The sequence below is a fragment of the Azospirillum canadense genome, from assembly GCF_025961225.1.
Taxonomy (GTDB): domain Bacteria; phylum Pseudomonadota; class Alphaproteobacteria; order Azospirillales; family Azospirillaceae; genus Azospirillum; species Azospirillum canadense.
Genome location: NZ_JAOQNG010000005.1, coordinates 144,047 through 167,045, shown reverse-complemented (window position 1 = coordinate 167,045; position 22,999 = coordinate 144,047). Strand labels below are relative to the sequence as shown.

15 protein-coding genes and 4 pseudogenes are annotated in these 22,999 nt (G+C 65.1%); 9 read left to right on the top strand and 10 right to left on the bottom strand.

What is annotated here, in order from left to right; translation table 11 throughout:
* Positions 1-399: 399 nt before the first annotated feature.
* The 3 genes and pseudogenes from M2351_RS25425 (at position 400) to M2351_RS25415 (ending at position 2,543) form a co-directional block, all read left to right on the top strand.
* The gene (locus M2351_RS25425) at positions 400-897 is read left to right on the top strand and encodes a helix-turn-helix domain-containing protein (protein ID WP_264658849.1); all 498 of its coding nucleotides are present in this window, start codon (positions 400-402) and stop codon (positions 895-897) included.
* 13 nt (positions 898-910) lie between these two features.
* Positions 911-1,369, top strand: coding sequence for a transposase (locus M2351_RS25420; RefSeq protein WP_264658848.1), 459 nt, complete (start codon positions 911-913; stop codon positions 1,367-1,369).
* Between the two features lie 3 nt (positions 1,370-1,372).
* A pseudogene (locus M2351_RS25415) lies at positions 1,373-2,543 on the top strand (IS3 family transposase).
* A gap of 289 nt (positions 2,544-2,832) precedes the next feature.
* Here M2351_RS25415 and ilvA read toward each other — a convergent pair.
* A complete protein-coding gene (ilvA, locus tag M2351_RS25410) occupies positions 2,833-4,404 on the bottom strand; it encodes a threonine ammonia-lyase, biosynthetic (protein ID WP_264659104.1) in 1,572 nt (523 codons plus the stop codon).
* A gap of 42 nt (positions 4,405-4,446) precedes the next feature.
* Entirely contained in the window at positions 4,447-7,932 is a 3,486-nt protein-coding gene (locus tag M2351_RS25405; RefSeq protein WP_264658847.1) for an indolepyruvate ferredoxin oxidoreductase family protein, read from the bottom strand.
* Positions 7,933-8,543: 611 nt separating this feature from the next.
* Between M2351_RS25405 and M2351_RS25400 the strand changes: the two are divergent.
* A pseudogene (locus M2351_RS25400) lies at positions 8,544-9,679 on the top strand (IS3 family transposase).
* A gap of 291 nt (positions 9,680-9,970) precedes the next feature.
* On the opposite strand, the gene M2351_RS25395 reads toward M2351_RS25400, so the two are convergent.
* The 4 genes from M2351_RS25395 to M2351_RS25375 all read right to left on the bottom strand — a co-directional run bounded on the left by M2351_RS25395 (position 9,971) and on the right by M2351_RS25375 (position 14,208).
* Positions 9,971-10,285 (bottom strand): hypothetical protein, encoded by a 315-nt coding sequence (locus M2351_RS25395; protein ID WP_264658846.1) that lies wholly within the window; start codon positions 10,283-10,285, stop codon positions 9,971-9,973.
* Between the two features lie 158 nt (positions 10,286-10,443).
* Positions 10,444-12,117 carry a methyl-accepting chemotaxis protein gene (locus tag M2351_RS44995; protein WP_319801924.1) on the bottom strand — a complete coding sequence of 558 codons (1,674 nt, stop codon included), beginning with the start codon at positions 12,115-12,117 and terminating at the stop codon, positions 10,444-10,446.
* Positions 12,118-12,349: 232 nt separating this feature from the next.
* Positions 12,350-12,763 carry a response regulator gene (locus M2351_RS25380; protein WP_264658845.1) on the bottom strand — a complete coding sequence of 138 codons (414 nt, stop codon included), beginning with the start codon at positions 12,761-12,763 and terminating at the stop codon, positions 12,350-12,352.
* 416 nt (positions 12,764-13,179) lie between these two features.
* Positions 13,180-14,208 (bottom strand): SDR family oxidoreductase, encoded by a 1,029-nt coding sequence (locus M2351_RS25375; protein ID WP_264658844.1) that lies wholly within the window; start codon positions 14,206-14,208, stop codon positions 13,180-13,182.
* A gap of 101 nt (positions 14,209-14,309) precedes the next feature.
* Here M2351_RS25375 and M2351_RS25370 point away from each other — a divergent pair, with 101 nt between their 5' ends.
* A complete protein-coding gene (locus M2351_RS25370; RefSeq protein WP_264658843.1) occupies positions 14,310-14,963 on the top strand; it encodes a TetR/AcrR family transcriptional regulator in 654 nt (217 codons plus the stop codon).
* On the opposite strand, the pseudogene M2351_RS25365 reads toward M2351_RS25370, so the two are convergent.
* The 3 genes and pseudogenes from M2351_RS25365 to M2351_RS25355 all read right to left on the bottom strand — a co-directional run.
* A pseudogene (locus M2351_RS25365) lies at positions 14,943-15,323 on the bottom strand (IS6 family transposase); the annotation flags it as partial. The gene M2351_RS25370 and the pseudogene M2351_RS25365 sit on opposite strands and share 21 nt — an antisense overlap.
* Positions 15,324-15,531: 208 nt before the next feature.
* Positions 15,532-16,539 (bottom strand): alpha/beta hydrolase, encoded by a 1,008-nt coding sequence (locus tag M2351_RS25360; RefSeq protein WP_264658842.1) that lies wholly within the window; start codon positions 16,537-16,539, stop codon positions 15,532-15,534.
* Positions 16,540-16,557: 18 nt separating this feature from the next.
* On the bottom strand, positions 16,558-17,397 hold the full coding sequence (locus M2351_RS25355) for an MBL fold metallo-hydrolase (protein ID WP_264658841.1): 840 nt from the start codon (positions 17,395-17,397) through the stop codon (positions 16,558-16,560).
* A 128-nt stretch (positions 17,398-17,525) separates the two neighbouring features.
* Here M2351_RS25355 and M2351_RS25350 point away from each other — a divergent pair, with 128 nt between their 5' ends.
* Complete coding sequence (locus tag M2351_RS25350; RefSeq protein ID WP_264658840.1) at positions 17,526-18,443, top strand: LysR family transcriptional regulator; 918 nt, start codon at positions 17,526-17,528, stop codon at positions 18,441-18,443.
* Positions 18,444-18,477: 34 nt separating this feature from the next.
* On the opposite strand, the gene M2351_RS25345 is transcribed toward M2351_RS25350, so the two are convergent.
* Complete coding sequence (locus M2351_RS25345) at positions 18,478-19,389, bottom strand: LysR family transcriptional regulator (RefSeq protein ID WP_264658839.1); 912 nt, start codon at positions 19,387-19,389, stop codon at positions 18,478-18,480.
* Positions 19,390-19,540: 151 nt separating this feature from the next.
* Between M2351_RS25345 and M2351_RS25340 the strand changes: the two genes are divergently transcribed.
* The 3 genes and pseudogenes from M2351_RS25340 to M2351_RS25330 form a co-directional block, all read left to right on the top strand.
* Complete coding sequence (locus tag M2351_RS25340; RefSeq protein WP_264658838.1) at positions 19,541-20,854, top strand: MFS transporter; 1,314 nt, start codon at positions 19,541-19,543, stop codon at positions 20,852-20,854.
* Positions 20,855-20,889: 35 nt separating this feature from the next.
* Positions 20,890-22,116, top strand: coding sequence for a M20 aminoacylase family protein (locus tag M2351_RS25335; RefSeq protein ID WP_264658837.1), 1,227 nt, complete (start codon positions 20,890-20,892; stop codon positions 22,114-22,116).
* Between the two features lie 343 nt (positions 22,117-22,459).
* A pseudogene (locus M2351_RS25330) lies at positions 22,460-22,873 on the top strand (IS110 family transposase); the annotation flags it as partial.
* Positions 22,874-22,999 lie beyond the last annotated feature (126 nt).

Genomic DNA, 22,999 nt, shown 5'->3' with positions numbered 1-22,999 from the left:
CAAAAAAGAAAGGGGGACCGCCTGCTGCGGTCCCCCATAGTTAGGGAGGAAATGCACTCGAACGAGCAAAGGGATTTCCTACTGCCAGTGGCCAACAGCGGCTGGCCGCACTGCTTTTGCGCAACAGGTCCGGCAGCGGCGGCGGCGGCGGCGGCGGCGGCGGCAGGGGCCTCCCCAAAGCATCGAGCAACGAGGTAACGTTATCGCGAGCGCCGAAATGTGTCAATTAAAAAATACGTTGGCGAATTCGTAATTTGCGGGTCTGCGGCGCGGCTTCCAGAACCCTGCAAGGCGTGGGGCAACCTCCTCGGGCCTAAGTGGTGCATCCGGCAAATGGCTTGAGATTACTGGGTTTCGCAACTGTTGAGGCGCTCTTGGCATCGGCTTGGGAGCCGAGCCATGACGCTTCGCCTGCGGGACTTGAGCGATGACGAGTGGGCGGACGTGCAGCGTATCGCCCGCTCACACACGCTCGGAGCCGGGCTGGTCCGGCGCGCCCTGATCATTGTGCATTCCATGGGCGGTCTGAAGGCGGAGCAGATCGCGAGCCGCATGGATCTGTGCGGCAACACGGTGCGCTCCTGGCTGAACCGCTTCAACGCCCGTGGCCTGGACGGGCTGAAGGAGAATGTGCGGACCGGGCGACCGCCGACCTATTCGGCCGAGCAACGCAGCGTCGTCATCGCCGCCGCCCTGACTCGTCCGTCCGAGCTGGGTCTGCCCTTCGCGGCCTGGACGCTGGACCGGCTGGTTGTCTATCTGGGCGAGCGGGGGATCGCCATGCGCCGCAGCCGGATCAGCGAGATCCTGCTCGACGTAGCGCTCAAGTGGCGTCACGAGGAGACGTGGTTCGGCGAACGCGTCGATCCCGATTTCGCCAAAAAAAGGGGCGATTGAGACCCTCGACACGGTGCCACCGGCCGGCAGCGCAGTGCTCTGCCTGAACGAGATGAGCCCGCAGGCGAGCAAAAGCTATCCCGGCCAGCGGTTGGGCAAGCCGGCCGGACCGAAAGCCGAGCGGGCCACCCAAAAGATCGATTACGGCCGACGTGATGGCGCCGGCTCCGTCTTCGGCGCGTTCCAGCCGGCCACGGGAGACGCCTTCACCGCGACCTATGAGGGCCGGGCCACGACGAACTGGATCGACTTTCTCAGCCAAGTCGAGGGCTGGATCGCGCCGGCCGCCGAGCGCGTCTACGCCGTGGTGGACAACCTCAACACCCACAAAGTGCTCGACGTGCTTCTGTTCAATCGGGCCCATCCGCGCTGGGAGTTTGTCTTCCAGCCCACCTACGCCGCTTACCTGAACTGGCACTCCCCCGATTCAGTGGACACCTCTGTTAAGCTCCCGTTGGGAGCGGAGAGGTGAATGATGACCAAGGGATGGCGCTTCTTCACGGATGAGTTCAAACAGGAAGCGGTCGCGCTGCTGGAAAGCAGTGGGCGGCCGTTGGAGCACATCGCCAAGGAGCTGGATATCCAACCGTCGGTGCTGCGCAACTGGCGCCGGCGCGTGGCCCGGCCAGGGGGCCGCCGCAGCTCCCCATACAGCCGGCGGCGGCCCCCCTGGCCAGCGGCGATCAGGCCGCGGAGATTGCCCGCCTGAAGCGCGAACTGGAACGCGTCCGCATGGAACGAGACATATTAAAAAAAACTGTCTCAATCTTCTCGGAGCCACTGAAATGAGGTTCCGGATCATCGAGGACTGCCGCGCCGACTACCCGGTTCGCGTGCTGTGCGCGGCTCTGGATGTCTCGCCGTCGGGTTACTATGCCTGGCGCTCGCGACCGGAGAGCCCGCGCCAGGCGGCGAACCGGCAGCTGCTGGCCGACATTCGGCAGCTCCACGAGCAGCACCGTAAGCGCTACGGGGTCCCGCGCATTCATGCCGCTCTGCGGGCCCAGGGCCGGACGGTCAGTCGTGGGCGGGTCGAACGCCTCATGCATCATCACGGCATTCGCGCCCAGCGGCCCCGCACCTTCCGCGTCTGTACCACCGACAGCAACCATGCCCTGCCGATCGCGCCCAATTTGCTCGATCGCCACTTCACGGCCACGCGGCCGAACGAGGTCTGGGTAACCGATCTGACTTACGTGCCCACGGATGAGGGCTGGTTGTACCTGGCCGTCATCCTCGACCTGTTCAGCCGCAAAGTGGTCGGCTGGGCAATGCGCGACCACATGCGCACCGAGCTGCCGCTGGCCGCCCTGACCATGGCGATCCAGCGCCGGCGCCCCCCGCCCGGCCTCCTGCATCACTCCGACCGGGGCAGTCAATTTGCCGCGGCGGAGTACCGCAAAGCCTTGAAGGCCCACGGCATCGTGCCGTCCATGAGCCGCAAGGGGAACTGCTGGGACAACGCGCCCATGGAGAGTTTCTTCGGGACAGCGAAATCTGAGCTTGTCCACCAGAAACGCTACCCAACACGCGAAGCCGCTAAACGGGACCTGTTCGCCTACATCGAAGGCTACTACAATCGCCAGCGGATCCACTCGGCTCTCGGCTACATCACCCCAGAGCAGGCCGAGCTTCGGGCCGCATAACCCGGTGTCCATTCTCGCGGGGGAAGCTCAGAACCTCATCGAACCCTGGTGGAGGGTGCTGCGCTCCCTGGCGCTGAAGGGGCGGCGCTTCGAGTGTTGGGTCGAGATCGAGAACGCCGTTAAGCGCGCCACCGCCTATTGGAACGAGCACAAGCACCCGTTCCTCTGGGGACGCCGGCGCCGACACCGCCCGCCCCGCCGTTTCGGGATCGCCGCCATGCCAAACGCTACACTCATTTAGCGGATGCACAACTCAATGCCAGGTGCCCGCAGCTGGTCCCAGGCGCGATCACGCGCTTGCGGTCGCGCAGCGTTCCACGCCGCCGTGCGGCCCAAGAAAATACTCGTAGGCTGGATTTTCCGTTTCGTCCCAGAATGGATAATCCAGCGTTCGCAGGCGCTTGCCGAAGCGCTGACGTTCCTGCCGCGGGATCTGAATGCCGGCAAGCACTCGGCCATGATCGGCGCCGTGGTTGCGGTAATGGAACAGGGAAATATTCCATCCCGGTTCGAGGCTCTCGAGGAACGTCAGCAATGCGCAGGGGCGCTCGGGGAACTGGAAGCGGTATATCCGTTCGTCCGGCATCCCTGGCGCGCGCCCGCCGACCATGTGGCGGACGTGGAGCTTGGCCATTTCGTTCTCACTCATGTCGACCACTTCGTATTCGTGGCCGCGCAGGTGCGCGATGATCTCGCGCTTCTCGGCCTCGCCGCCGCGCAGGTGGACACCCACGAAGATGTGGGCCGCTTGCTCGTCTGCGAAGCGATAATTGAATTCGGTGATCGGCCTCCGTCCGAGCATTTGGACGAAGCGCAACGCGCTGCCCGGCCCTTCGGGGATTGTCACCGCCAGCAGGGCTTCCCGGTGCTCTCCGACCTCCGCCCGGTCGGCGATGTGGCGTAACCGGTCAAAGTTGAGATTGGCACCGCTGTTGATCGCGATCAGCGTTGCATGGCGGAGCCCTTCGCGCCCAGCGTAGGCCTTCAGCCCTGCGAGGCTCAGGGCACCGGATGGTTCAGGAACCGACCGCGTGTCGTCGAAGATGTCCTTGATCGCTGCGCAGATAGCATCCGAGTCCACGGAGATGACGCCGTCGAGATGCGCCCGGCAAAGCCGGAAAGTTTCGGCTCCGGCCTGCCGCACCGCCACCCCATCAGCGAACAGCCCGACGTGGTCAAGCACCACGCGCTTTTCGTGCTGAAGCGCCGCCTTCATGCTTGCGGCGTCGTCCGGCTCCACACCGATCACCTTGATGTCTGGCCGGAGAAACTTCACGTAGACGGCCACACCGGCCGCCAAACCGCCGCCGCCGACCGGCACGAAAATCGCCGTGATAGGGTCGGGATGCTGGCGGAGGATCTCCATGCCCACGGTGCCCTGCCCCGCGATCACCTCCGGATCGTCGTAAGGGTGGACGAAGGTGAGGCCTTCTCTGGCCTCCAGGGCCTTGGCATGCATAAACGCATCGTCGAAGCCGTCGCCGTGCAGCACCACCCGCCCCCCCAGACGCTCGACCGCCTGGATCTTGATGGTTGGTGTGGTCACCGGCATGACAATGGTCGCTGGCGCACGGATCCGGGACGCCGCCAGCGCTACGCCCTGGGCATGGTTGCCCGCCGAGGCGCAGATGACCCCGCGCTCCGCCTCTTCGTTAGACAAGCGGGCGATTTTGTTGTAAGCGCCGCGGAGCTTGAACGAGAACACGGGCTGAAGATCCTCACGTTTCAGCCGGACGCTGCACCCGATCCTTTCCGACAGGCGCGGCATCAGATCGAGGGGACTCTCAACCGCGACGTCGTAGACACGAGCGTCGAGGATCTTTCTGACATAGTCGTGCACGGACGCATCCTCCTGTCGCACGGCGTCGTGCCATGCCACCGCGATCCCTATCGGGCCAGGCGGTCACTCGGCCGGCAACGCAGCCTTGGCTCCGGCGCGGAATTGTTCGCGCAGTTTCCTCTCTAGGTGTTTAGCTTCGGCGACGGACTTCTCCTTGACATGGCCGTAGCCGCGGATGCCCTCTGGGAGGTTCGCCAGCGCGACGGCCTGGTTGAGCGTATCCTCGTCAACCGAGGTAAGGATTTCCCCAATCATGGTTTCATACTCGCAGATAAGGCGACGTTCCATGCGCCGCTCCTCCGTCCAGCCGAACGGATCCAGCGCCGTACCCCTCAGGCCCTTGAGGCGGGCGAGCAACTTGAACGCGGTGAATACCCAGGGGCCGTATTCACGCTTGATCAAGTGGCCGGTGACTGGGTCTTTCCTGGCCATGAGCGGCGGCGCCAGATTGAACCGAATGCGATGGCCGTCCTCGAATTGCTCGCGCAGCTGCTCCAAGAAGGCGCCATCGGTGTAGAGACGAGCGACCTCATACTCGTCCTTGTAGGCCATAAGCTTGTACAGCCCCTTGGCAACCGCCTCCGTGAAACGGTCACCGCTGCGCACGCGCGCCATCGCCTGCCGGACCCGCTCGACGGTCTCATGATAGCGGGCGGAGTAAGCCTCATCCTGATAAGCGGCGAGCTGCGCACCCCTGCGGCGAATAAGCTCGTCGAGGCTTTCCGAGAGCCGGCGGTGGTCCGGGATGTTCACCGGCACAGGCCCGCCGGCCGCGGCCGCCTCGACACCACAGCGGTCGACCGCGGCGCGGCGGCCCCACGCAAACGCCGCCCGGTTCATAGCAACAGCAGCGCCGTTGAGCTCGATGGCCCGCTCGATCGATTCCGCCGTCAAGGGTATGAGCCCCTTTTGCCAAGCGAACCCCAGGAGGAACAGATTGGCGGCGATGGAATCGCCGAGCAGCGCGGTGGCAATGGCCGTAGCGTCGATCTGCTCGACGGCCGACGCGTCGCCGCACGCCGCGACGACCCGCGCGGCGAGCTGACGCAAGTTGAGACGCTTCGATGGATCCCGGGTGAAATCGCCGGTAATGGCCTCGTGCGTGTTGAGAACCGCGCGGGTCTTCTCCGGCCTGATGCGGGCGAGGCAATCGTCGCCGGCCGCCACCAGCAGGTCGCAGCCGAGCAGGAGCGCGGCGGCGCCGGCGCCGAGCCGCGGCGCGTGAATTTGGTCCGCAGCGCGAGCAAGCCGGATGTGGGAGGTGACCGCGCCGCCCTTCTGCGCCATGCCGGTTTGGTCGAGCACGGAGCAGGCAAGCCCTTCGATGTGCGCCGCCATGCCGATGATGGCGCCGATGGTGACAACGCCAGTGCCGCCCACCCCGGTGACGAGGATCCCGTACGCGCTCTCCAGCGCCGGGCGCTCGGGCACCGGCAAGTCGGCGGTGTCGATGGCGTCGCGCCCACCCACCGGCCTGCGCTTGCGGGGAACCGCGTCCTGCACCGTGACGAAGCTCGGGCAGAAGCCGTTCTGGCAGGAGAAGTCCTTGTTGCAGGAGGACTGGTCGATCTGCCGCTTGGTGCCGAACTCCGTCTCGACTGGAACCACGGAGAGGCAGTTGGACGCAATCGAACAGTCGCCACACCCCTCGCACACACGCTCGTTGATCATCAGCCGTTTGGGTGGATCCGCCATCAGCTTGCGTTTGCGGCGCCGACGCTTCTCGGCGGCGCAGGTCTGGTCGTAGACGATGGCGCTGACACCGGAGACGTCCCGCAGCTCTCGCTGGACGGCGTCCATCTCGTCACGGTGATGGATCGACACATAGGGCGGGAAGCCCGGGGAAGGTCCATACTTCTCGGGCTCGTCTGTCACCACGGCGATACGATTCACGCCTTCGGCCCGTACTTGCCAAGCAATGGTCTGCGGGCTGAGCGTTCCGTCGTGGCGTTGGCCACCCGTCATCGCCACGGCGTCGTTGAAGAGAATTTTGTACGTGATGTTGACGCGCGACGCCACGGCCGCCCGGATTGCCAGGAGGCCCGAATGGAAATAAGTGCCGTCGCCGATGTTTTGGAACACGTGCTTAGTGGGCACATAGCGCGCCTGCCCGATCCAGCTTGCTCCTTCGCCACCCATCTGGGCGTAGGTCGCCGTATTGCGGTCCATCATCTGCGACATGAAGTGGCAGCCGATGCCAGCCAAAGCGCGTGAGCCCTCGGGCACCTTCGTCGAACTGCTGTGTGGACAGCCGGAACAGAAGTACGGTGAACGCTTGGGTCCGGACTTCGGCGAGCTGGCGGTGGTGGCCCGGCTGAGATACGGCAGGGCGTCGCCCAGATCAACCGGCTCCCCTAGGCGCTCCAACCGACGCAGAATGGTGAGGGCGATGTCCTCCGCCGACAGTTCGTCGTGCGACCTGAGTTGAGGAAGGCCGTCCTCGTCGTCCTTTCCGACGATCCGGGGCCGCATCGCCGCGGGCTGGTTGAAGAGGATGTCCTTCAACTGGGTTTCGACCAACGGGCGCTTCTCTTCGACAACCAGTACCTCCTCAAGGCCGGAAGCAAAAGCGCGAACGCCTTCCGGTTCGAGCGGCCACGGGCAAGCGATCTTGTAAACGGACAAACCGAGCACCGCGGCGCGCTCGCGGTCGATGCCGAGCAGCGCCAGCGCTGCCATAACGTCAAGATGGGATTTGCCGACTGTAACGATACCCAGGCGGGCTCGCGTTGCGGCGAACACAGTGCGGTCCAGCCTGTTCGCGCGGAGGTAGGCGCGCACAGCCGGGATCTTGTGAAGGTGGAGCCGCGCCTCCTGCTCCTGCGGCGTGTCGGGCCAGCGAATGCCCAGTCCACCAGGGGGGAGTTCATGATCAGTCGGCAGCACGATAGGGGGCGGCGCTGAATCCAGTTGCAGGGACACCGTGCGGTCCGTGTGGTCGGCCGTCACCTTCATCGCGGCCCAACAGCCGGAATAGCGCGACAGTTTCCAGCCATGCAAGCCGTATTCGATGAGTTCGTCGACGGTCGAGGGCGCCAGAATCGGAATCATGGCGTCGACCAGCGCGTACTCGCTCTGGTGAGAGGTCGTCGAGGATTTGCAGGTGTGGTCGTCGCCCGCCAATACCAGCACACCGCCCGTGGGTGAGGTGCCTGCCAAATTAGCGTGCCGGAACGCGTCGCCAGTGCGATCAACGCCCGGCCCCTTGCCGTACCACAGCCCGAAGACACCATCGACGAGCGGCTTTTCGAAAAGATGAATCTGCTGCGTACCCCAAAGGGCCGTCGCCGCCAGGTCCTCGTTCACGCCGGGCTGAAACGTGATGTTCCGCGCCTCGATCATGCTGCGGTGTTTGGTCAGCTCCAGGTCGAGATTGCCCAAGGGCGAGCCGCGGTAGCCCGTAATGAACCCGGACGTGCACAGTCCCGCGCCCCGATCGCGCTTGGCCTGTTCTAGCGCCAAACGGACGAGCGCCTGCGTGCCATTGACGAAGATCCGGCCGTTCTCGGCAACGTACTTGTCGTCGAGAGTTAGGGCTTCTTCAGGCATTCCGCATCTCCGTATGGCTTGTTGAGTTTTTTAACGTACACGTTAACGCATCAGCAGTCAATTCCCCGATGCTGTTCAGGTGGCATGTTTCGCTGCAACGGCGCGATAGCTCAGGTGTACAAACCGCCTCGGTGGTCGGTTCGAGCGCTGTCCGCTCAAGTTGCATAACCCGCGTTTTTGAACGGGTTTCGGCGTTCTTTGGGGGTGTAGAGATCGATGATGTGGCCGATGGCCTGCCAAATGCCGTCGCGCTGAATCAGCTGTGAACTCGATCAGCTCTGCGCACCGGCTCATTTCTCGTGACACTGCCGCCCATTGAGCATCATCGGTACGGTGAAGCCGCTCAGCCGCAAGCCAGCGGCGAAGGCCCGCCTGTGCGCGATTGGCCCGGAGCCGCCCACCCTTCTGGTGCGCGAGGCACCGTGGTGCATCGAGGAGAGCCCGGTCGTTTCACGTGACGCGGACCTCGCTTGGGCGTGCCAGGCCGTCCATGCGGTTGAGCAGGTTGGCAGTGGAGTTGCCGCGGCTCGGTGGACACCATCTGACTTGCGCAGGAGGTGTTGACCAATGCCGAAAACCCGCCCCCTTATCCGCCGGAATTCCGGCAGCATATGGTCGAGTTGGTCCGTTCTGGACGCGATCCCGCCGACCTTGCCCGTGAGTTCGAGCCATCCGCCCAGGCGATCCGCAACTGGGTGGCTCAAGCCGATCGCGATGACGGTCATCGCAGCGACGGCCTGAGCCGTTCGGAGAAGGAGGAGTTGGCTCGCCTGCGCCGCGAGAACCGGCAACTGCGCCAGGAGCGCGACATCCTGGCAAAGGCGGCGGCCTGGTTCGCGCGGGAGACCGGCACGATCCCGTCCGGGTCTTCCAGTTCATGAGCGCGAACCAGGCCTCCTGTCCGATCCGCACCATGGCCCGGGTACTCGGGGTGGCGCCAGCCGGTACTACGCTTGGCGTCGGCGTCAACCGTCCCGGCGCGCTCAGGTCGATGCCGACCTGCTGCGCCAGATCCGCACGGCGCACACCGCCTCCTATGGCACGTACGGCGCCCCACGGATCCGGGCCGAACCGCAGGCCGAGGGTATCGCGGTCAGCCGCAAGCGAGGGGCTCGGCTGATGCGCGCCGCCGGCTTGGCCGGCGTGTGCCGCCGCAAGGGCACGGTGACAACCCGGCGGGATGCCAACTCCCGGCCGGCGCCGGATCTGGTGGAGCGGAACTTCACCGCTGATCAGACCGATCAGCTCTGGGTCGTGGACATTACCTACCTGCCCACTTGGGCCGGATTCCTGTACTTGGCCGTAGTGCTCGACGCCCATAGCCGGCGCATTGTCGGTTGGGCAATGGCTGATAATCTGAAAAGCCAACTCGTGCTCGACGCTTTGAACATGGCGCTTGGCCAGCGGCGCCCGACCGGCGTTATTCACCATTCCGAGCCCGAAGGGCCAGCGCAGCTACCAGGGCTGCCAATACACCTCGCTGGCCTTCGGGGCGCGCTGCCGCGAGGTTGGCGTTCGCCCGTCCATGGGCTCGGTCGGGGATGCCTACGAGAACGCTATGTGCGAGATCGTCTTCGCGACGCTCGAATGCGAACTGCTCGACCGGCGGCGGTTCCGTTCCCATGCCGAGGCTCGCATCGCCGTCTGCACCTTCATCGAAGGCTGGTACAATCCCCGCCGACGGCACTCCGCCCTCGGCTCTCGGTCACCGATCGACTACGAAAGCAGATCCAGCGCCGTGGAGTGAAACAAGCCCCAGCCCGTCCACCGAGCCGGGGCAACTCCAGTCGCGGCTTGGGAGCGACGGCGCAACGCGGAGGGCGCGCGCATCCAATGGATGTTCACCGCAGAGCGTGCCCGCGAGAAAATGGCGCATGCCTATCCACAGCCATCCCTCTCACTGACCACAGCTCTCTGAACCCTTCATAATCACCGTGCCGTGCCACTAGCCGGACGCGGCGTCAGGATGTCCATATGCGGTCAGATCAGGATCACCGGCCCCCGATCAATAGCCGTGACACTTGGCGTGTGGGAAGGCTCACGACGGATGTTCCGACAACTTACGCACCAGCAATATGGTTTCACCATGAGCCGCTTGTAATAGCGAAGACACAGTTGTCAGAACCACCTCGCAATCCGGGCGCATGGGGTCGAGCGATTGCATGATCCGCCCCATCGATTGCCAAAAACTGATCAGCCTCGGGATGTCCGGATGCCCATGCCTGGCGCCGAGACACTGCAGGTCAGCGATCGCATTGGCGACCACTCTCTGAAACTCCGTCTGGGCCGCGGCATACTCGGCGCGGCGAGCGGCCTCGACCGCCATGCGACGCCCCTTGATGCGTGGGTGCATGTCCATCACTGTCCCTGACCAAGCACAAGCAACGCAACCCGCACAGTCGCTGACGCTTACGCGTCCCACGTTGTGCCCTTGGCAGGCGGCGCCCGAAGACGCCTCCCTGGCCGGTTGGGCGGAACGCCGCCTTGGCCGGGCACGAAGGGAGGCGCCTCTCAGGCGCGTTTGACATCCTCAAGGAAGGTCTCGACGTCCACGCGCAGGCGCGCCGACTGGTCGGCCAGGTGAGCCGCGACGTCGTGCACCGCGCCCGCCGCCTGACCGGTCTGCCCGGCGGCGCGGGTCACGCCGGCGATGGTGCTGCTCACCGCCTGGGTGCCCTGGGCGGCCTCCTGCACGCTGCGGCTGATCTCCTGCGTCGCCGCGAACTGCTCCTCCACCGCCGTGGCGATGGCCGTGGAGATCTGGCTGATCTCGCCGATCACGCGGCTGATCTCCGCGATCGCCCCCACCGCCTCGCGCGTGGCGCCCTGGATCGCGCCGATCTGCTCGGTGATGTCCTCCGTCGCCTTGGCCGTCTGGGTGGCCAGGTGCTTGACCTCGCTCGCCACCACCGCGAAGCCCTTGCCGGCGGCGCCGGCGCGCGCCGCCTCGATCGTGGCGTTCAGCGCCAGCAGGTTGGTCTGGCCGGCGATGGTGGTGATTAGGTCGACCACCTGCCCGATGCGCTGCGCGCCCTCGGCCAGGCCGGACACCACGGTGCTCGCCCGGCCGGCGCCGGCCACGGCGCGCTCGGCCACCTGGGAGGACTGGGCCACCTGGCGGCCGATCTCGCCGATCGAGGCGGCGAGCTCGTCGGCCGCCGCCGCGACGGTCTGCACGTTGGCGCTCGCCTGCTCGGAGGCGTACGCGACGGTGCCGCTCAGCTGGGTGCCGGTGTCCGCCGTCCGGGTCAGCGTGCCGGCGGCCTGCTGCATCTGGGTGGCCGAGCCGGCCAGGCTCTGCACCACGCCGGTGATCGCGCCCTCGAAGCCGCGCATGAGCTCGTCCAGGCGCTCGACACGGCGGGCCTTGGCCGCCTCCTCCGCGCGCCGGGCGGCGGCGAGGCGCTCGGCCTCAAGGGCGTTGCGCTGGAAGACCGCGACCGCCTCGGCCATGGCGCCGATCTCGTCGCCGCGGCCGACGCCGGGGATCGCCCCCGTCCTGTCGCCGCTGGCCAGCCGGGTCATGCAGCCGGTCAGCGCGATGATGCCGCCGCTGATCGTGCGGCGGAGCAGCAGCCCCATCAGACCGGCCACCGCGAGGGTCAGCAGGCCGCCGACGAGGATCGTGGAGTAGGCGGTGTTGAAGGCCGCCTCCTCGTCGGCGCGGCGCGCGCCGAGCAGCCCGCGCTCCACGGCGTCGATCTCAGCGACCAGCTTGCGGATGGCGTCCATGTGCGTCTTGCTGACGCCGGAGGCGACCAGGCGGGCGACCGCCTCGCGGCCGCCCGGTTGCCGCATCAGGGCGATCTCCGCCTCGGCGATCTCGGTGCGCCAGCGCTCGGCGGCGGCCTTGAGCCGGTCGAGGCGGGCCTGCTGCCCGGGGTTGTCGCCGGTCAGCCGCTTGAGGGTGGCGAAGGCGGTCTCGAACGCGGCGAGACCGCCCGTGTAGGGCTCGAGAAAGGCGGCGTCGGCGGTGAGCAGGAAGCCGCGCAGGCCGGTCTCCTGATCGACCATGGCGGCCATCAGGCGGCTGGCGTCCTCCAGCACCTCATAGCTGTGCGTGGTCCAGCCGTTGCTGGTCTGGAGGAAGCTCAGGGTGCGGAAACTGATAACGCTGACGCCCGCCGCGACCAGGATGATGGCGGCAAACGCGATCGTCGACTTCTGCGCAATGCGCAGCCTCATGAACCAAGTCATGTCCCTGGACACCTAAAATCTGTCGCGTGAGCTGGGCCAGCATGGATCCAACGCTTCCGCCGGGTATGCGCGGCCGGTGTGCTGCGTGAAGACCCGTTGTCGGTTAAGACGGCCGGTTGGGTCGCGGCGACACCCGCCGCCGCTTGCGATGCGATTGCGGCGATCCCGGTGTTCCGTCTGGAACGCGGTCAAGCATTGGACCGATCAGGACGGCCAGTCCTCATAACGCCCAAGCCGCCTCGCGGTCCGGCACACCGCGCAGCGTTCTTCCCGCTCGTCCCCATAACCGGGTCGACATCGACGCGATCGCGAGCTGCAGGTCGGCTATGGAGAAGGGCATTTCCAAGCAGGTCACGGCATCCGATTCGTCTTCGCGAAGAAAGCGCGCCGCCATAGCAACGACCACAGCGGAACAGGCCCGCGACAGCGCTTCGATGCTCTCACTCCCCCCCACCAGGTCGATGTTGACCAGCAGCACGTCCGGCACCGCACTCTGCAGAGCGGCGTGCAACTCGGCTGACGAGCGGACCGTCCGACAGCTTGCGCCCCATTGCTCGATGACAAGGCGAAGGCCAGACGCGACCGACGCGTAAGGTTCCGCAATCAGCACGGTCGCCCCAGCAAGACTGATCATTGCTGCCTCCTGGATGATCGGTGACCACCCGCGCTCAGGTTGTTGATGACATACGCACGTCACAAGCTCTTCCACATTAGCTCGGCGCCGACCCAGCTCCGCGACGCCAATTGATTCGAGAATGATGGGTGAGTAATGGAGCAGCCACGGCAAGCATTGAATTCGCGTTAATTTTCCGCTTTCAATACAGATGAACCCCGATGCAATTAGCGTCAATTCGGCTTCCGCTTGCCCTTCGATGCTTGGCTCCGTTCAAGCCCTCCCGCTCCCGGACGGTCGGTGCGCCCGTTGCACCAGCGCGCGGCATCAATCCTTTTCGGGCTCCCGTTCTAAGCCCCGCGTGCTGTGGCATAAGCCAAGCCCGCGATCAGCACCGCCTTCCGGCACAAATTGTGCGTTCCGCCGTTGACACTGCATTAACGAGGCCCTGCTAGACCCAGCCGGATCAGGCTCTCGGCGGCCGCGATGATCGCGTCTTCGCGCGGGCGTGGTTTCCAGCCCAGCAGGCGCTCCGCCTTTTCGCTCGTCGCATTCAGGTTCACGCCTAGGAACGGGACGATCCCCCTCATCACCGGATCGCGCAGAGCGCCGAGCCTGACCAGCCAGTTTGGCAGGACGCGCGTCGTCACCCGCGCGGCAGCCTCGCCCATCCGTTCCCGCAGCACCCTCGCGACATCGATCATCCACATGCTTTCCCCGGCGATCGCCAGGAAACGCTCGTTGTGCGCAGCCGGATTGAGCATCGCACGGAGATGCAGGTCCGCCACGTCGCGAACATCGACGAAGCCGGAGTTGATCTTCGGGACGGCAGGCTGTCCTTCCAGCAGATTCTTGATGAGCCGGATCGAGTGCGAATAGTCGCCGCCCAGCACTGGCCCCATGACGGTGGTCGGATTCACCGCGGCAAGCTCGAGACCTCCGCCGTCACGCCCGACGAAGTCCCAGGCGGCGCGTTCGGACAGGGTCTTCGATTTCTGGTAGGGCCAGACCTTGCCCGTCAAGTCGCTCCAGTCGGTCTCGTCGAACGGACGATTCCGCGGTTTGTGACCGGCAACGATGGCGCCGGAAGCGGAGGTAAGCACAACACGCCGGACACCTGCATCACGCGCGGCGCGCAGCACCCGGAGGTTGCCGTCGACCGCCGGCCTGATCCAGTCCTCCTCGGTCACCTGATTGCCCGAGGGCGTCGGCGAGGCACCATGGATAGCATAGACGCATCCCGCGACGGCCTCCGCCCAGCCAGCGTCTGCGTTCAAGTCCGCCCGCACGAACGAGAGACGATCGCCCGGCTCGGCTCCGCCCACCTTCAAATGCTGACGCACTTCCCGCTCGCGTGCCAGCGAGCGAACGGTGGTCCTGACGCGATAGCCGGCGTCGAAGAGCGCCAGGATGCAATGTTGCGCGATGAAGCCGGTGCCACCGGTCACGAGCACAATGTCGTTCATATTCTCTCCAATGGCCTGTTAAGCAACCAGGCGGGCAGTGGCCTCAGACGCCGTTTGCGTCTACAGTCGTATACCAACTTCATGGATGAGTCTACAGGTGTATGGTGAAATCTGATCCCCCCGCTGGCAGCCGTGCTGCGAAAGCCGATGCGACCCGCGCCGCAATCCTCGCGTCGGCCCGCAAGGCCTTTGCCGAGCATGGCTATGACGGCGCCGGCCTGCGCGGCATCGCCCAAGCGGCCGGTGTCACCGCGATGATGGTCGGGCGCTATTTCGGGTCGAAGGAGGGTCTGTTCGGCGAAGTGGTGACCGACACCATGCGAGATCCGATCATTTTGTCGGCGGGCAATCTCGGCCGGGCCGACCTGCCGCGGGCTTTTGCCGAGGCGCTCGTCGGCGTCACGACACAGGGGCAGACGCCGCTCGACGGGTTCCTCATCCTGTTCCGGTCGACAACCAGCGCAACCGCCGCTCGGATCGCCCGAGAGCGCATCGCTCAGGTGCATCATGCGACCGCCACCGCAGCGATCGCGGGCGACCACGCTTCGGAACGGGCGGCGTTGTTCCTCGCGGTTGTCGCGGGCGTGCAGATAATGCGCCAGATGCTCGAGCTCGAGCCACTGGCGAAGGCTGAGCCTGCGTTGCTCGTCGAGCTGCTGACGCCCGTCATCGCGAGCCTGATCGAACCGCGGACACCGGTTGCCGAGGTTCAGGCTACGATTTCGAAGGGCGCTTCACCCGCAACCTCGTCTTGAAAGCACCCCAACCGGAAAGGGCGCCTTTTGGAAGAACCGCTTGGCGGCCTGGGCATCACGCCGGGCGCTGAGCAGGACGTCGATGGTCTGGCCGCGGCTGTCGACCGCCCGGTACAGGCAAACCCAGCGGTCCGTCACCTTGAGGTCCGTCTCGTCCACCCGCCACGAGCCGGTGGTCGGGCGCAGATGCGGCCGCAGCGGCTTCTCCACTTCCACCGCGTAGGTCTGGATCCAGCGGAAGATCGTGGTGTGTTCGACCGCCTCGCCCCGGTCGGCCAACATCCGCTCGCGGTCGCGGTAGGAGATCGGGAACCGCAGGGACCAGTGCACCGCCCACTGGATCGCGTCCGCCGTGAACTGTCGCCCCTTGAACGGGCGCTCTCACCTCGCCATCCCCGGTCTGCTCCGACCAACTCCGATCCGGCACGTCTATCCGAGCCGCCGGCCGCGGCAAACCTTGCAACAGAACCGGCTCGCCCGCTGCCTGCGATGCGGTAGAAAAAAGATCGTGTCCGCAACCACAGCTCTCCCGAATCAAGGAATTCCATAACAGCGCCTCCGCACCCGCTCACGATGGGACGTCGCCATCCAGTTGCAGGAATCCGTCCACTTCATTGAAGAGCTGCCAGCGGTTCCGCTCCATCAGCAGCGAGTGCGTGCCCTCGCCGATCTCCACCCAGCGGCGGTACGGCGCGCCGGTCAGCAGGGAAAAATAGGTTCGGCACATGTCGAGCGGCAAATCCTGGTCCCATTCGGCATGCACGAGCAGGACGGGAACGCGGATCTGCCGCGGGTCATACAGCGGTTTGCCGGCGGCCCAATACTCGCGACTGTCCTGCACGGTGCCGTTCGGTGCGCGCAGCCTTTGCGGGGACTGCGTCATTCCCCAGGGATCGGTGGCGAAGGTGGCATCGGCCCACATCTCGAACCAGTCGTCGGGCAGGATTTGCCTGCGCTTCTCGTCCGGCACGCCACGCAGCCAGCGCTCTTTCGCATCCGCGCGGGATACCAGCCTGTGGGTGCCGAGCGTGCCGCCTACGTCGGACAGGCTGGGCGTCGTCCGCAGCCATTGAGGTGCCAGCAGCACCAGCCGGTTGACGAGCCTATTGTTCGCTGCGGTGAAGCTCGCCATCAGGGTGGTTCCCCAGGACCAGCCGATCAGGTTCAGCCGGTCGATGCCGCGGCGATCGAGAATGAAATGCACAGCGCTCGCTACGTCGCGCACCGCAGTTTCGGTACGGACGATCGGTGGTCCCTGTTCAGTCGGGAGGTCCATTTCGGGCGGCCGGGTCGATTGGCCGTAGCCGCGCAGGTCCAGCAGGTAAACATCGTGGCCCTGCCCTGCCAGATGGTCCATCCAGGAGCGGCCACCGAGTGGCAGGTCGAAGGAGGTTGAGGCAGGATAGGTCGATCCGTGAACGAACAGGATCGTGCGGGCGCTCGAGAACTTTTGCAAAGATGATAGTCGCTTGTTGCGGATGAACAGCCGGATTTCGGGCGTGTCGCTGGGAATAAACAGATCGTCCGAGATGATCCGCGGCTCTGCCTCACGGCCGGAAGATTGGTGGTTGGTCATGTTGCGTTCCCCTGACGATTAGAGGAAGGTCCAGCGGAAGCCGGCGGCGGTGCGCGTGACCTTCCCGGCCGAGCTGGCCGCAAAATGGCTGGTGAAGACGGTCGCCCGCCGCTCGGACGCGTTGTCCAGCAGCCAGCGGCGGGACGCGCGAGCCCGCTCCGCATCCTCGCAGAACCGGCTGTTCCAGTCCGGCCGCATCACCTGGAGCGGCTGGTGCATAATGTCGCCGCTGAACAGACCGACGGCGTCACCGACGTTCAGTTCGATGGCGGTATGGCCGACGCTGTGGCCCGGCGTCGGGTGGAATTGGACGGCATCGCCGATCGATCCGAGATCCTCGACGAAACGCGTCTGGCCCGCCTCGATGACGGGAAGCACGCTGTCGGCAAAGACGCCGGCATTGAATCCGTCCCGTCCGGCGGGTCCCATCCATTGGTCGCGCTCCGCCCGCGAGAAGACGTAGGTTGCGTTGGGAAAGGTCGGCACCCAACGGCCGTCGTGAAGCCGGGTGTTCCAGCCGACATGGTCGACATGGAGGTGCGTGCACAGCACAAAATCAACCTCCTCGGGCCGCACTCCGGCCTCGGCCAACCGCGCGAGGAAGGGCGTATCCAACTGATGAAACCGCGGCAGAGCGGGCCGGTTCTTGTGATTGCCCGCACAGCTGTCGACCAGAATGGTGTGATGCCGGGTCCGGATGACCCAACTGTGGATGCTGGCGATGAAGCGGCCTTCGGCGACATTGTAGCAATCCGGAATCATCAGGTCGCGGTGGGCGGCAAGCATCGCCGGATCCCAGTCGGGGAAGAGAACGTCCGGGGCGAAACCGGGACCGCACTGCTCGGTCACCCGTGTCACCGAGACGGTCCCGATGTGATGAGTGGTGTGCATTGGACAAGGCCTTGGAAGCGATTCGGGGTTCGCTGTTGATTGTGGTGCCGCAGACCTGATATTTGAAATCGATAGCTCATACGTCAGGCATAAGTATGGTCGATATCAAAGCGGCGGACATGGGGCTGCTGGTCTCTCTGAACGCCCTGTTGGAGGAGGAGAACGTCACCCGCGCTGCCACCCGCATCGGAATCAGCCAGCCCGCGATGTCTGCCCAACTGGTGCGGCTTCGCGACCGGTTTCAGGACCCCTTGCTGGTTCCCTCGGGCACCGGCAAGGGCATGGTGGCGACCCGGCGGGGACAAGCGATGAAAGCTCCGCTGCGCGACGCCTTAAAAGCGGTACTGGACGCGGTGAACATACTGGTGGACTTCGATCCGGCCACCTCCCGGCGCACCTTTTCCATCGCTTGCAACGACAACGCCGCCGCCATCGTTGTTCTCCCGTTCATCAGGCAGGTCCGCGACCATGGGTGGAATGGTCTGCGTGTGTCGATCCGGACCATCGACGCGAAAACGATCCGCGAGCAACTGGACGGCGGCGAGGTTGATGTCGTCGTGACCTCAAGAGCCTCGGTTCCGTCGGGCCTGCGGACAACGGCCCTGGTGTCCGACAACTTCGCCATGGCGCAGCGCAAGAATCATCCACGCGGAGCCACCCTGCCGTCTCTGGAAGAATATGCCGCTCTTCATCATGTGATCGTGTCTGGGACCGGCGGCGGATTCCATGGCGTCATTGACGACCTTCTCGCCCGCCATGGGCTTTCACGCGAGGTCCGGATCTCCGTTCACCATTACAGCCTTGCTCCCGCGGTTTTGGAGGCGTCGAATTTCGTCTGCACCCTGCCGACAATCTTTCTCCGCCGCTTTCAGGACACGGTTGATTTTTTCCCGCTGCCGCTCTCGCCACCGCCCTTCCAGCTTTTCATGGGCTGGCATCACCGCTTCGACACGGACTTGAGCCATCGATGGCTGAGGGAGCGCTTGGCGGCGTTGTGCGATGCCGACCGGTAGACCGCGCGGTAAGGCCTTCGGGGCGAGCCGCCGATCACATGCCCCAAGCCGTGGCGCGGGATTCGAGGAACTCAAGCAGGCTGGTGACCGCGCGTGGCAGATGCCGTCCCGTGCGCACCAGAAGCTGAACCTCCGCGCTGTTGAGCACCTCACTTGTCGTCTGGATCGCACGGCACCGTCCAGCGTCGATGTCGCTGGCGACCAGCCGTGCTGAGGTGAAGGTCACGCCCAAGCTCGCGGTGACGAAGTTGCGCGCCGTGGCAAGCGAATTGGTCGTCAACGCCGGCCGGAGCACGACGCCAGCGGCAATTTCGGCCTGATGGACGATCTCCCGGAGCCCGAATCCTGACGTCATCAAGGCGATCGGGAACGCCGCGATCTCCGCAAGCGACGGCGGCTGGCCGGATGTGGCGAGCGGATGGTCCGGGGGAGCGATCAGGCAGACCGGCTGCTGATAGGACCGGACGATTCGGATCGTTGGATCCACTGTGGCGCAATAGGCCACGCCGATGTGGGCCTGATCCTGCGAAACGAGCCGAACCGCTTCGCGCGCCCCGACCTGCTCCAGCGTGACCTCCAGCTTCACGTGCCGGGCGCGGAAGTCACCCAGCACCCAGCGCATCAGGTCGTCGATGTAACCCTCGCCGGTGGCGATGTGGATGCGGCCGAGAAGAGCTCCTCCAATGTCGGCGAGCCTTGCCCGAAGCGCGTCCTCGCTGACGCGGCGTTCGTGGCAATGGTCGAGCACGAGGTAAGCCGCGTCCGTCGGCGACAGGCGGCGTCCAGACCGCGTGAACAGCGCGCAGCCGAGGTTGTCTTCCAACTGGCGCAGCTGGCGGCTGACCACCGACGGTTCGATGTTCAGACGCTCCGCCGCTCCCCGGACGGATCCGGAGGCAACGATCTCCATGAAGTACCGGAGATGACGCTCGTTGATCGGCAGCATGGCGGGGCGACTCTATGCGGGCCGCTGTTGCCTTGCAAGCAACATGATAGGCGCGAATCCGTCATGGTTCGCGTTGGTGGGGCCACCGCACAGTCGCGACTGTTCGGCAGCCACTCAATCGGCGCCGCCACCTCCTGCAAGGTCTCCCGCCATGACCGATCATGCCGTTACGGATGTGATGCCGGCCGCACCGCCCGGCAATTGCGCGTCGACATTCCGGAAAATCAATGTCCGCCTGTTGCCGTTTCTGCTGCTGTGCTACGTCCTTGCCTATCTGGACCGGGTAAACATCGGCTTCGCCAAGCTCGCGATGCAGAGCGAAGCCGGCATCGGCGACGCCGTCTACGGACTGGGCGCCGGCATTTTCTTCGTCGGGTATTTTCTGTTCGAGGTTCCAAGCAACCTTCTCCAGACCCGCATCGGCGTTCGCCGGACCATCAGCCGGATCATGGTCCTCTGGGGATGCTGTTCGGTCGCAATGATCTTCGTGCGCGGGCCCTACAGCTTCTACACGCTTCGTTTCCTGCTCGGCGTGTTCGAGGCCGGCTTCGCGCCGGGCATGCTGCTTTACCTGACCCTTTGGTATCCTGCAGCCCAGCGCGCCCGGATCATGGCCTTCGTGCTGCTCGCCGGACCGGTGAGCAACATCATCGGCGGTCCGGTCTCGGGGTTCGCCATATCCATGCTCGACGGGGTTGCGGGACTGGCCGGTTGGAAATGGTTGTTCATCGTCGAGGGATTGCCGTCGGTTGTGGTCGGCATTACCGCGTTCTTCTATCTTGATGACCGTCCGAAGGACGCGCGATGGCTGACCGATGCGGAGCGCCAGCAGGTTGCCCAAGCGCTTAGCGCGACCGAAAGGGGCGCACAGGGTAGCTTCCTCGCCGCTCTCCGGAACCCGCGCGTCTACGCGCTCGCCATGGTCTATTTTTCAACCATCTGCGGGCTCTACACGGCCAGCTTCTGGCTGCCGACTCTTCTCCGGGAAGCCGGCGTCACAAATCTCCGAACCATCGGCTACATCACGGCCATTCCTTACATCGGCGCCGTCGTGGCGATGCTTCTGAACGCACGCAGTTCGGACCTTAAGGGTGAACGTCGTTTGCATTACGTTGTCCCCTCGCTTGCCGGGGCTGCCGGCCTCGCCATGGCCGCCTTCGATCCGCACAATCTTGTGGTTGCGATGATCGGTCTCGGGCTTGCGACCATCGCGACTTACGCCGCCTACAGCGTGTTCTGGGCGGCGCCGACTTCCGCCTTCAAGGGGACGGCGGCGGCGGGAGGCATCGCGCTGATCAACTGCATCGGTGCGCTTGGCGGATTCGTCAGCCCCACGGTCATTGGTTTTGTCAAAGATCTCACCGGCTCACTCGGGGGCGGCTTGTTCGCGATGGCCGCAATCATCGGCTTGGGAGCCCTGGTCCGTCTCTCGGTGCGCCTGCCGGGCGACACCCTTCGCTCGTGAGCAGCCCCCACTCGTCAAAGCTTGGAAGAACCTCAATGTCGCGAACCAACGAACCGGGCGGCAGCCGCAATGCGATGGATGTCGCCACCATCGCCGAAGAAATGCGCGCCATCCGTCGGCACCTGCACCAGAACCCTGAAACGGCCTTTTCCGAATTCGGAACGTCCGCGCTCGTGGCAAGCCGGCTCAAGGACTGGGGCTACGACGTCACGGAAGGCGTCGCCGGGACGGGCGTCGTGGGCACGTTGCGCATCGGCTCAGGGAGGGCGAGCATCGGCTTGAGGGCCGACATGGACGCCCTTCGGATCACCGAGGAGACTGGCCTGCCGCACGCGAGTGTCAAGGACGGCGTGATGCACGCATGCGGCCACGATGGCCATACCGCAATGCTGCTCGGGGCCGCATGCAATCTTGCGCAGACCCGCAACTTCACGGGGACCGTCCACCTCTTCTTCCAGCCGGCGGAAGAAATTGGCCATGACAGCGGTGGCGAGCGGATGGTCAAGGAAGGCCTGTTTGAGCGCTTTCCCTGCGACGCTGTTTTCGGCATGCACACCCACCCGGGCCTTCCGGTGGGGCATTTTCTCACCAAGGCAGGGCCCTTCATGGCCGCCGCGGACAAGATGGTGATCACCATCGACGGGGTCGGGGGGCATGCCGGCCGGCCGCACTTAACCGTCGACGCAGCCGTCGTGGCGGCCGGTATCGGCATGGCGCTGCAGACCATTGTCGCGCGCAATGTGAACCCGATCGAACCGGCGGTGGTCACCGTCGGCGTGCTGCAGGCGGGCACAGTCTACAACGCGGTGGCGGGGACCGCGCGCCTGGAGTTGAGCATCCGTTCCTTCAGCGAGACGACCCGACAACGGCTGTGCACCCGCATCCGCGACATGGTTCATGCGCAAGCGGAAAGTTACGGCGCGAAGGCGGTGATCGACTGGCTTCCCGGCTACCCGGTTCTGGTCAACGACGCCACCGCCGCCGCCCTCGCGGCGTCTGTCGCGCGGGAGGTGATCGGTGCTGATTGTGTCGACGCCGACGCCGCACCGATGATGACCAGCGAGGACTTCGCCTACATGCTGCAACAGCGGCCAGGCTGTTTCCTAAGGATTGGGAATGGTGTGGACAGCAAGGCGGTCCACAACCCCGGCTACGATTTCGACGACCAATGCCTTCCGGTCGGTATCGCCTTCTGGACGCGGTTGGTCGAACGCTTCCTGGAGCAAGGTGTCGCGCCGCGCATGGCGGATCGGACCGAATAGAGTCGGTCTGGCGTCGGTGCATGGAGGCGTTGCCGAGCCAATTTACGGAGGGCTGACGTGCCGTGTCGAAGGTCAACCCCTCGTTCTGATCGCCGCGCCCACCATGCCCTTCAAGCACAATGCTGCCCGCCGCCGCCGCATCCCGAAATGCGCTTCCGGGTGACGAAGTGCTCCTCGTATGAGGTGGGGTCGCATCGTCAACTTGTCGGTTGGCTGGTTGACGGGGCCCCTGATGGCGGGGTACGGATGGGGCATGATGACGGGTTCTGATGGAATGGACGCCCCCGCTTCTGAGTGATCCCACCGGAAGGGGATCGGCCCTCTGGAGACGGAGATCCTTTCCATGCAGCCCACGATTATCGGCCTCGACTTGGCGAAGTCGGTGTTCCAGGTCCACGCTGTTGACGAGCCGGGCAAGGTCGTGCTTACCAAGCGTCGGCGTCGCGATGGCGTGCTGAGCTTCTTTGCTACTGTGCCGGCGTGCGTGGTCGGCATGGAGGCGTGTGCCTCAGCGCATCACTGGGCCCGCGCCCGGCTCGGCCACACGGTGCGTCTGATGCCGCCGCAGTCTGTGAAGCCCTACGTCAAGCGCCACAAGAACGATCAGGCCGCCGCCGAAGCGAACTGTGAGGCGGTCCAGCGGCCCAACATGCGCTTCGTGCCGGTCAAGACGGAAGAGCAGCAGAGCACGCTGGTCATCCACCGGGTGCGCGAGACACTGGTTCGGCAGAGAACGCGACTGATCAATGCCTTGCGTCACCGTGGTGCATCGAGGAGAGCGGTGACGAACGGAGCCCGTGTCCCCGGTCTTTTCACGTGACGCGGACCTCGCTTGGGCGCGCCAGGCCGTCCGTGCAAACCCTGACCCAACGGTTGGTGGCGT

Coding starts and splice junctions, on each gene's coding strand:
- M2351_RS25425 (WP_264658849.1), top strand. CDS start 400: ATGACGCTTCGCCTGCGGGACTTGAGCGATGACGAGTGGGCGGACGTG.
- M2351_RS25405 (WP_264658847.1), bottom strand. CDS start 7,932: ATGCCTGAAGAAGCCCTAACTCTCGACGACAAGTACGTTGCCGAGAAC.
- M2351_RS25395 (WP_264658846.1), bottom strand. CDS start 10,285: ATGCACCCACGCATCAAGGGGCGTCGCATGGCGGTCGAGGCCGCTCGC.
- M2351_RS44995 (WP_319801924.1), bottom strand. CDS start 12,117: ATGAGGCTGCGCATTGCGCAGAAGTCGACGATCGCGTTTGCCGCCATC.
- M2351_RS25380 (WP_264658845.1), bottom strand. CDS start 12,763: ATGATCAGTCTTGCTGGGGCGACCGTGCTGATTGCGGAACCTTACGCG.
- M2351_RS25375 (WP_264658844.1), bottom strand. CDS start 14,208: ATGAACGACATTGTGCTCGTGACCGGTGGCACCGGCTTCATCGCGCAA.
- M2351_RS25370 (WP_264658843.1), top strand. CDS start 14,310: ATGGTGAAATCTGATCCCCCCGCTGGCAGCCGTGCTGCGAAAGCCGAT.
- M2351_RS25360 (WP_264658842.1), bottom strand. CDS start 16,539: ATGACCAACCACCAATCTTCCGGCCGTGAGGCAGAGCCGCGGATCATC.
- M2351_RS25350 (WP_264658840.1), top strand. CDS start 17,526: ATGGTCGATATCAAAGCGGCGGACATGGGGCTGCTGGTCTCTCTGAAC.
- M2351_RS25345 (WP_264658839.1), bottom strand. CDS start 19,389: ATGCTGCCGATCAACGAGCGTCATCTCCGGTACTTCATGGAGATCGTT.
- M2351_RS25340 (WP_264658838.1), top strand. CDS start 19,541: ATGACCGATCATGCCGTTACGGATGTGATGCCGGCCGCACCGCCCGGC.
- M2351_RS25335 (WP_264658837.1), top strand. CDS start 20,890: ATGTCGCGAACCAACGAACCGGGCGGCAGCCGCAATGCGATGGATGTC.